The organism is Sphingobium indicum BiD32, assembly GCF_000382885.1.
Taxonomy (GTDB): domain Bacteria; phylum Pseudomonadota; class Alphaproteobacteria; order Sphingomonadales; family Sphingomonadaceae; genus Sphingobium; species Sphingobium japonicum_C.
In genome coordinates this window covers 18,601-27,348 of sequence record NZ_CAVK010000041.1, presented here as the reverse complement: position 1 = coordinate 27,348, position 8,748 = coordinate 18,601, and the positions used below count along the sequence as shown (strand labels likewise).

Genomic DNA, 8,748 nt, shown 5'->3' with positions numbered 1-8,748 from the left:
GGCCGTGGCCCGGCGGGCGAATGGCGCGTTCTGGCCGATCGGGTGCGGACCCCGGTGGGCGTGGGCTATGCGCTGGAAAACCGCCTCGCTTTGTCGCGCGCGACCGGCGATCTGCTGGGCGCGATGAACACGCGGCGGCTCGCGCCCTTTTTCGATGATCTGCGCCGGGGGCTGGCCGCCGATTGCGAACGATCCGACCCGCGCATCGGCCTGCTGACGCCGGGCCGCTTCAACCAGAGCTATGCCGAACAGGCGCATCTGGCCCGTTATCTGGGCCTGCTGATGGTCGAGGGTGAGGATCTGATCGTCACCGACGGGCAATTATTCGTCCGCACGATTCAGGGTTTGAAGCGCATCGACGGGCTGTGGCGCTGGATGGACAGCCGCTTTCTCGATCCGCTGGCGTTCGACGGCAAGTCGCGCATCGGCGTGCCCGACCTGTTCGACGCCTGCGCGCGCGGCGGGCTGATGCTGTCCAACTGGCCGGGCGCGGGCGTGATCGAATCGCGCGCCTTTGCCGCCTTCCTGCCGCAACTGAGCAAGGCGCTGCTGGGCGCGGACCTGATCCTGCCCAATATCGCCACATGGTGGTGCGGACAGGGTGGGGAGCGCGATTATGTTCGCGACCGGCTGGACCGGCTGGTGGTGGGGTCTGCGTTCGATCAGGATGTGGCGGGCCTGCCCGATGCGCGCTTCACCCCCGGATCGGCGCTGGACGCGCAGCAGCGCGCCACGCTGATCGAGGCGATGGCGCGGCGGCCGATGGATTATGTGGGCCAGGAAGTGGTGAAACTCTCCACCACCCCGGCGGTGGTCGACGGGCGCATCACCCCCCTGCCCTTCACCCTGCGCGTGTTCGTGGCCCGCGACGATCAGGGCCAGTGGCGGGTGATGCCCGGAGCCTTTGCGCGGCTGGCGGGGCATGGCGATATTCGCGCCGCACTGATGGGCAAGGGCGACATGTCCGCCGACATGTGCATCGTCGATAGCCAGCCGGTGCCGCCCGACACATTGCTGGGCGGCGGCGCACCCGCGATCCGGCGGATCGGCGGGATGCTGCCGGCCAAGGCGGCGGACAATCTCTATTGGCTGGGCCGCTATATTGAGCGGACGGAAATGACGTTGCGGCTGATCCGTGCGATCGTCGGCGGCTCGATCGAGGCTGACCTTGGCCCATCGGTCGCGTCGCCGACCATGAACCGGCTGGTCGGGCAGTTGGTGCTTTGGGGGGCGATCGCCCGCGACGGCGGTGGCCCGGTCGGCCCGCTCTGCGCCACCGCGCTGGGCGATGCGCGCCAGTCGGGCAGCGTCCGCGCGCTGATGGCCAGCGTCGGCAATATCGGCGAGGGACTGCGCGACCGGCTGGCGAGCGATTTCTGGCGGCTGGTCCGGCTGCCGCTCCCCACATTTGACGGCGCGGTGAACGAGACTTTGCTCGACGCCTCTTCCCGCATGATCGAGCGGATTTCGGCGCTGTCGGGGCTGGCGGCGGAAAATATGGGCCGGACCGAAGGCTGGCGCTTCCACGATATGGGGCGGCGGATGGAGCGGGCGATCAATGGTTGCCGCCTGCTGGGCCTGTTTGGCAGCGATGGCGCGAGCGCCGATGACCTGACCGTCCTGCTCGACCTTAACGACAGCCAGATCAGCTACCGCACCCGTTATCTGACCGGCCCGGCGCTGCCCCCGGTGCGCGATCTTGTCGCGCTGGAGCCGCATAATCCGCGCGCCATCGCCTATCAGGCGGCTCGGCTGGCCGACCATGTCGCGGCGCTGCCGACGCTGCGCGGCGACGGGATGCCGGAGGAGCCAAGGCGCCTGGCCGATGCGCTGGTCGCCCGGCTCAGCCCGCTGACCGGCGACATGCTGACCATGGGCGACATCAACGACGCCGAAAACCGCCTGCTGGCCCTGTCCGACGCGATCGGCCAGCGCTATTTCCTGCAAGTGCGCAAGGCGGAAAAGGCCGACGGAGCGGACCTTTTGTCATGATCTACCATGTCCGCCACCAGACGATATTGCGTTACGCCGTGCCGATGCGGCTGGCGCGTTTCAACCTGCGGCTGCGCCCCGCGCCCTGGCCGGGGCAATGGACGTCGGACTATGCGCTACAGGTCGATCCGGTCCCCTCCACCATCACATCGCGCCCCGGTGCCTGGCCGGTCCATGTCGCCCGGCTGGTGATCGAAAGCCCGATCCGCCAGCTGACGATCGAGAGCCGTTTCCGCGTGGGTGTACAGGACAGCGCCCCGCCCGAACCCCAGCCCGATGATCCGACGATCGGCACGGTGGCAAAGGCAGCGCTGGTGGATCGCGACATGAGCGCATCCGCCCCTGCCCTCTATCTCTATGCCTCCGCCCGTGCGCCGTTGCTGGCGGAAGTTCGTGACTGGGTCGGCGACAGGTTGGACCCGGACCGGCCAGTGGTCGCCGCCGCGCTGGCGCTGGCGCTGCGTATCCGGGCGGAATTCGCCTATGATCCGGGGGCAACCGACGCCAGCACGCCGGTCGCCGACGCCTTTGCCGCGCGGCATGGCGTGTGCCAGGATTTCGCCCATGTCATGGTGGTCGCGCTGCGGCTGGCGGGCCTGCCCGCTGCCTATGTCAGCGGCTATCTGCGCACCGATCCGCCGCCCGGCCGCCCCCGGCTGATCGGCGCGGATGCGATGCACGCCTGGGTCATGCTGTGGTGCGGGCCGACGCGCGGCTGGATCGGTTTCGATCCCACCAACGGCTGCATCACCGGCAACGGCCATCTGTTCGTCGCCATGGGTCGCGACTATGCCGATGTCGCGCCGATGGACGGGCTGTTCGTGGGCGGCGCGGGCCAGAGCATCCAGGCGATGGTGGATGTCGTGCCGGAGGAAGAGATGGCGTGACGACCAGAGTTCCCCACTACACCCGTTCGCCCTGAGCTTGTCGAAGGGGCGTTCTTCTTGAGAAGAAGGACAAGGCTTCGACAGGCTCAGCCCGAACGGAGTGGGAAGGATCAGCCAATCTTCTCGAACATCAGCCACATCCCCTTGCGCGGGCGCACGGTCAGGCGGCTGATCGGTTCGGGCTTGTAGCCGGGTCGCACCGACAGGCGATAGTGGCGCAGTATGTCGGCGATCACGGTCATCACCTCCTGCTGGGCAAAGCCTGCGCCCACGCACACGCGCGGGCCACGGCTGAAGGGCAGCCAGGCCTGCTTGATCATGTCGGCATTGGCCGGATCGTCGAAGCGGTCGGGATCGAAACTGTGCGGGCAGGCCCAATTATCCTTGTTGCGTTGGGTCAGCCAGGGCGCAACCACGAGCATCGCGCCAGGCACCAGATCCTTGTCGCGCATCCGCATCGGGCAGGGCACTTCGCGCGGGAAGAAGGCGAGCGGGGGGTAGAGGCGCAGCGTTTCCTTGAACACGTTGCGCACCACGCCCATGTCCTTGAGCATCGCCGGGGTCAGTTGCGCGTCGCCTGCCACCGCCATGACTTCGGCCCGCGCGCGCTCCTGAATATGGGCGCATTCCGACAGGAGGTAGAGCGCCCAGGTCATCGTGCTGGCGGAGGTTTCATGCCCCGCCAGGAAGATGGTGGCGACCTGATCCATCACCGCTTTGAGGGTGAAATATTCGCCGGTCTTGGGGCTTCTGGCCGCGATGATCGACTGGAGAATGTCCTTATGGTCGCCCGGTTCGCCCGCATGGAAGGCCTTGTACCGTTCCTCCACGATCGGGGCGAACACGCCGCGAATGGCCTCTGCCGGCTTTCGGGCGCGCCGGTCGAACCAGCCGGTCGGAAAGCCGTAAAGGCCCAGCATGGATGAGGAATGGGAATAGCGCTGGAACCGCCCGAACGCCTGATGGATGATGAAGGAACGATCCGTGTCGAGCGTCTGTGAAAAGAGCGTGCGAAAGATGATGTCGGCGGCCACATGGGTCATCATCGCGTCGATATTGATCGGCTTGCTGCGGTCCATCCCGTCGATCCGCGCCAGAAAGGCCGCGACCGCCTCCACCATCAACGGCATCGTCTTGTTCATCGCGGTATGGGCGAAGGCGGGGTTGATCATCGCCCGCTGATTTTCCCAATCCGCGCCATTGGCGGAAAAGACGCCGTCCCCGATCAGCGGCCATAACCCCTTGACCAGTTCATGATGTTTGGGAAATTCTGTTCCGCCTTTGAGGATACGGTCCACCAATGGCAGTTCGTTGGCGATATACATGAGCTGCCCGCGCCCGCGCACCTCGCCCATCTTCATCGTATAGCTTTTGTCGAACAGCACATGAATCCAGCTGTGCCAGCCGATGAAGAAGCGGCGCAGCATCGTGCGCTTGTTACGCGTGGGCTGCGGGAAGGGCGGGGTGAACAGCGGGGTGTCAGACGGTTGGGTCATGGGATCGTCCTGAACGCGGCGATCGCGTCATCGAGGGTGCGGCGGCCCGCGGTCAGGCTCAGAAAATCGACCGGGGACAGGCGATCGCCCACCCGCAAATAGTCGAAATGCGCCTCATATTTGTTCGACCAGCCGCCATGATAATTTTCTGGATCGTAGAAGAGGTGAAAGCGCGGCGAGAGCATGTCGACCCGCGCGGCATAACTCTCACTTTCCAGCAGCAGCGGATTGACGTTGAAATAGGCCGCGCCGTCCGGCGGGAAGCTTAAGTCCACATAGCGGAAATGCTTGTCGGCCAGCGCCCGCAAATCGGCATGATACCAGCGCGCATCGGTACGCAGCGCCACCACCGGCACCACCTGTCCCATGCCCACCATCGCAAAATGATCCGGCAGCCGCGTGCCGCGCAGGTCGAACAGGCGGCGCATCACCGACATGCCCAGGATCGTCCCCGCACTATGGGTCAGGAACAGGACTTCGTCCCACGGTTCATCCAGTTCATCGGCGATCCGCCGGGCGAACGCATCGAGCCGCGCGTCCAGCGCCTCCCCCGGTCCCCCGGCGGCCAGCGTGTGGTGATAATAGGTGAAGCGCAGCAGCCATGGCACCACCAGCTTGTTCAGCCATTTGCCCGACGCCACCGCGCTGATCACAATCCCCGCCAGCGCCGCCGCCCAGAAGGGCAGCACGGTCCACAGCAGCAGGGCGGGGAGCAGCGCGAACAGCAGCGGGATCATCACCGCCAGAAAGGGCGGGTAGCAGATGGTCAGCACCGGGCCGGGGCGCAGCTTCTTCATCCGCTTGAACTGCATGAAGCGGCCATGGCCGACATAGGTGGCGATCGATCGCCAGGCGAGTTTCAGCGGATTGCGAATCCACACCTTGCCGACCAGATCCTCCCAGCGGAGAAATTCATAGTCCGTCTCGACCCCGGCCTGCGCATTGTCCACGCTCCACAGCGTGGACACGACCGACCCCGCAGGCCCGGCGCGGCGACCGCTCACGATGACATCCTCCCCGCTCAACCGGTCATAGCGACCGGCCTGATCCCGATAGAGCTGGTGGTAAAAACGCACGCCGCGCGGGTCAAAACCGCCGAGATAAAAGACTTTACGCTTGAATTTTTGCACTGCCCCGGCCCTAATCGGGTCATGAACACGCCCGAACGCGACTACTGCTATTTCATAGACCACCGTAAATACAACCGAAACATCGGCTGTAGGAAGCATGACAATGCCTATGGCATCAACGGCGGCGGCAGCGAGCGGGACCGGTGGCGCGCGGACATGGCTTTCTATCGCCATATGAAAAGCCATGGCGATCCGATGGCGTTGCCATCGCTGATCGCCTGCCTCACCTTTGGCTGGTTCTGCTGGAACTATCATCCGGGCAAGGGGCTGTGGCACGGCCAGCTCTTGCGGCGCTTTGCCAAAGCGCCCAAGTGACCGGCATGACCACGCCCCATCATGTGCCCGTTGGCCCGATCATCATCGGCAACGACCTGCCCTTCGTCCTGATCTCCGGCCCCTGCCAGATCGAAAGCCGCGACCATGCGCTGTTCATGGCGGACGCGCTGGCGCAGATCGCGCGGCAGGCCGGCGTGCCGTTCATCTTCAAATCCTCCTTCGACAAGGCTAACCGGACATCGGTGTCGGGCCAGCGCGGCGTCGGCATCGACGCGGGGCTGGCGATCCTGGCCGAAGTGAAGGCGACATTGGGCTGCCCGGTGCTGACCGACGTGCATGATGCGGGTCAGGTCGAGGTCGCGGCCCAGGCAGTCGATATTCTCCAGATCCCGGCATTCCTGTGCCGCCAGACCGACCTGCTGCTCGCCGCCGGGCGCACCGGCGCGGTGATCAACGTCAAGAAGGGGCAGTTCATGGCCCCGTGGGACATGGCGGCCGTGGCGCAAAAGGTCGCCTCGACCGGCAATGAGCGCATCCTGCTGACCGAACGTGGCGCGAGTTTTGGCTATAACACGCTGGTCAGCGACATGCGCGCGCTGCCGGTAATGGCGCAAACCGGCTATCCGGTGATATTCGACGCAACCCATTCGGTCCAGCAGCCCGGCGGCCTGGGTTCAGCGTCGGGCGGCCAGCGCGAATATGCCCCCCTGCTCGCCCGCAGCGCGGTGGCGGCGGGCGTCGCGGCAATCTTCGCCGAAGCGCATCAGGACCCGGACAATGCGCCGTCCGATGGGCCGGTGATGCTCCCGCTCGACTGGGTCGCGCCGATGCTGGCGAAGCTGAAGGCGATTGATGCGGTGGTGAAGGGGTAAAAAGGGCGGGTTCCCCCCTTCGCGGGAACATGAATTGCTTACGGCCGAACCTGCCCCGTCCCCCGCACGATCCATTTATAGGTCGTCAGCCCCTCCAGCGCCACCGGCCCGCGCGCGTGGAGTCGCCCGGTCGAGATGCCGATTTCCGCGCCCAGCCCAAATTCGCCGCCATCGGCGAACTGGGTGGAGGCGTTCCACATCACGATCGCGCTATCGACGGCATTGAGGAACCGCTCGGCGGTCGCCGCATCCTCGGTAATGATTGCGTCGGTATGGTGGCTGGCATGGGCGGCGATATGGTCGATCGCGCCTTCCACGCCATCGACCAGCCGGATCGACACGATCGCTTCGAGATATTCGGTATCCCAGTCCTGCTCGCTCGCCGCTATGACCCGCGCGTCCATCGCCTGCACCGCATGGTCACCGCGCACTTCGCATCTGGCGGCGAGCAGCGCCTTCACCAGCGCGGGCGCATCGCCAAAGGCGCGGTCGATCAGCACCGTTTCGGTCGCGCCGCATACGCCCGTCCGGCGCATCTTGGCATTGACCACCAGTTGCCGTGCCATCGCCGGATCGGCTGCGCCATCGACATAGCTGTGGTTGATACCGTCCAGATGCGCCAGTACCGGCACCCGCGCTTCATCCTGCACCCGCGCGACCAGGCTCTTGCCCCCGCGCGGCACGATCAGGTCGATAAATTCGGTGGCGCGCAGCAATGCGCCCACGACCGCGCGGTCGGTGGTGGGGATCAGCTGGACGACATCGGCGGGCAGGCCAGCAGCCTCGATCCCCTCGACCATCGCGCTCAGGATCGCGCGGTTGCTTTCCTTCGCCTCGCTGCCGCCGCGCAGGATGACGGCATTGCCCGCGCGCAGGCAGAGCGCCGCAGCATCAGCGGTCACATTGGGGCGGCTTTCATAGATGATGCCGATCACGCCCAGCGGCACACGCACCCGGCTGAGTGCCAGCCCGTTGGGGCGGACGCTCTGGTCGATGACGCTGCCCAGCGGATTGGGGAGGCTGGCGACCTGCTCCACCCCGTCGGCGGTGGCGGCGACGCGGCCCGCGTCCAGCTTCAGCCGGTCGAGCATCGCGGGCGACAGGCCATTGGCGGCGGCATTGTCCATGTCGCGGGCATTGGCAGCGATGATCGCCGGTGCCTGATCCCGCAGCGCCTGCGCCGCGCGACGCAGCGCATCGGCCTTTTGCGCGTCACTCGCCTGCGCGATCGTCAGCGCGGCGCGACGGGCGCGCGCGCCCATCATCGCGATCAGCATTTCAGGGGTCTGGGTCAGGTCGTTCATCATGGGTCTCGCCAATATGTTGGCGGCGACCTAGCATGAAAGCGGGATGAAGCGAAGGCGGGACGTGGCGGGCCAAAACGTCTGTCTCGAAATGCGCGAAAACGCATTTCGGTTGCCGCACCGGGCCTAAACCTGGCGAACCAAGGGCCGATGGCCAGATCATGGGTCGCAAATGATCCAGCCATCGGCAGGCAGTCAGACCGCCTTCTTATGGTATCTATTCAGCCCATCGGACGCGCGCATACCCCGTAGGGGTTATATGCGCGAATATGCTTAACTGATGATCTTGCAGCCTTTATTCGCCGCCATCCCGCGCAGATAGCCGCGCCGGGCGATCCCCGCCGTGACCGCTGCCTGCAAACGCCGTTCCTGCGGCGCGGCACCGCTGATTTCCCGCACCAGTCCCCGGAACGGGATCAGCGAATTGACGATCGTCTTGCCGACCGCCTCGGCAATTTTGCCGGTGCGATTCTCGTTCGCCTTGGCGCCGACGGTGAAATCCTCACCCAGTACTGCGTTGAGTTCGCCCAGAGAGCCTTTCAGCCCCTTGCAGGTCCGCGACGCCGGGGTCGCATAAGGATTTTCCACCGCTTTGAGCAGCACAGGCGGAATCTCGTCCTTGTCCAGGCCGATGTCGCGCACCGGCTGGGTCGCGATATTGCCCGCTTTCTTGAGGGTTTCGTCCTTTGGCTTTTCCGCTTCCTGCGCCAGCGCCGAGGTTGAAAAGAATATCAGCGCCGCGATTGCGTATAATTTCATGTTTCTGTCTCCCGCGTCCCAAACCAGCGGCA

The 8,748-nt window shown here is 65.5% G+C and carries 8 protein-coding genes; 4 read left to right on the top strand and 4 right to left on the bottom strand.

Going from position 1 to position 8,748, the window contains the following annotated elements:
* On the top strand, positions 1–1,992 hold a 1,992-nt coding region (locus EBBID32_RS04260), incomplete at its 5' end, for a circularly permuted type 2 ATP-grasp protein (protein ID WP_037488680.1).
* A complete protein-coding gene (locus EBBID32_RS04255; RefSeq protein ID WP_006951244.1) occupies positions 1,989–2,879 on the top strand; it encodes a transglutaminase family protein in 891 nt (296 codons plus the stop codon). The genes EBBID32_RS04260 and EBBID32_RS04255, both read left to right, overlap by 4 nt.
* Before the next feature lie 110 nt (positions 2,880–2,989).
* On the opposite strand, the gene EBBID32_RS04250 is transcribed toward EBBID32_RS04255, so the two are convergent.
* Complete coding sequence (locus tag EBBID32_RS04250; protein WP_006951242.1) at positions 2,990–4,375, bottom strand: cytochrome P450; 1,386 nt, start codon at positions 4,373–4,375, stop codon at positions 2,990–2,992.
* A complete protein-coding gene (locus EBBID32_RS04245) occupies positions 4,372–5,505 on the bottom strand; it encodes a hypothetical protein (RefSeq protein ID WP_037488679.1) in 1,134 nt (377 codons plus the stop codon). The genes EBBID32_RS04250 and EBBID32_RS04245 overlap by 4 nt, the downstream gene beginning before the upstream one ends.
* A 21-nt stretch (positions 5,506–5,526) precedes the next feature.
* On the opposite strand from EBBID32_RS04245, the gene EBBID32_RS04240 reads away from it, so the two are divergent.
* Both EBBID32_RS04240 and kdsA read left to right on the top strand, forming a co-directional pair.
* The gene (locus tag EBBID32_RS04240) at positions 5,527–5,820 is read left to right on the top strand and encodes a hypothetical protein (protein WP_037488676.1); all 294 of its coding nucleotides are present in this window, start codon (positions 5,527–5,529) and stop codon (positions 5,818–5,820) included.
* 5 nt (positions 5,821–5,825) lie between these two features.
* Complete coding sequence (gene kdsA, locus EBBID32_RS04235) at positions 5,826–6,653, top strand: 3-deoxy-8-phosphooctulonate synthase (RefSeq protein ID WP_037488688.1); 828 nt, start codon at positions 5,826–5,828, stop codon at positions 6,651–6,653.
* Positions 6,654–6,691: 38 nt separating this feature from the next.
* On the opposite strand, the gene EBBID32_RS04230 is transcribed toward kdsA, so the two are convergent.
* Both EBBID32_RS04230 and EBBID32_RS04225 read right to left on the bottom strand, forming a co-directional pair.
* The gene (locus tag EBBID32_RS04230) at positions 6,692–7,957 is read right to left on the bottom strand and encodes a glutamate-5-semialdehyde dehydrogenase (protein ID WP_037488685.1); all 1,266 of its coding nucleotides are present in this window, start codon (positions 7,955–7,957) and stop codon (positions 6,692–6,694) included.
* A gap of 273 nt (positions 7,958–8,230) precedes the next feature.
* Entirely contained in the window at positions 8,231–8,716 is a 486-nt protein-coding gene (locus EBBID32_RS04225; protein ID WP_006951231.1) for a hypothetical protein, read from the bottom strand.
* Between the last annotated feature and the right edge of the window lie 32 nt (positions 8,717–8,748).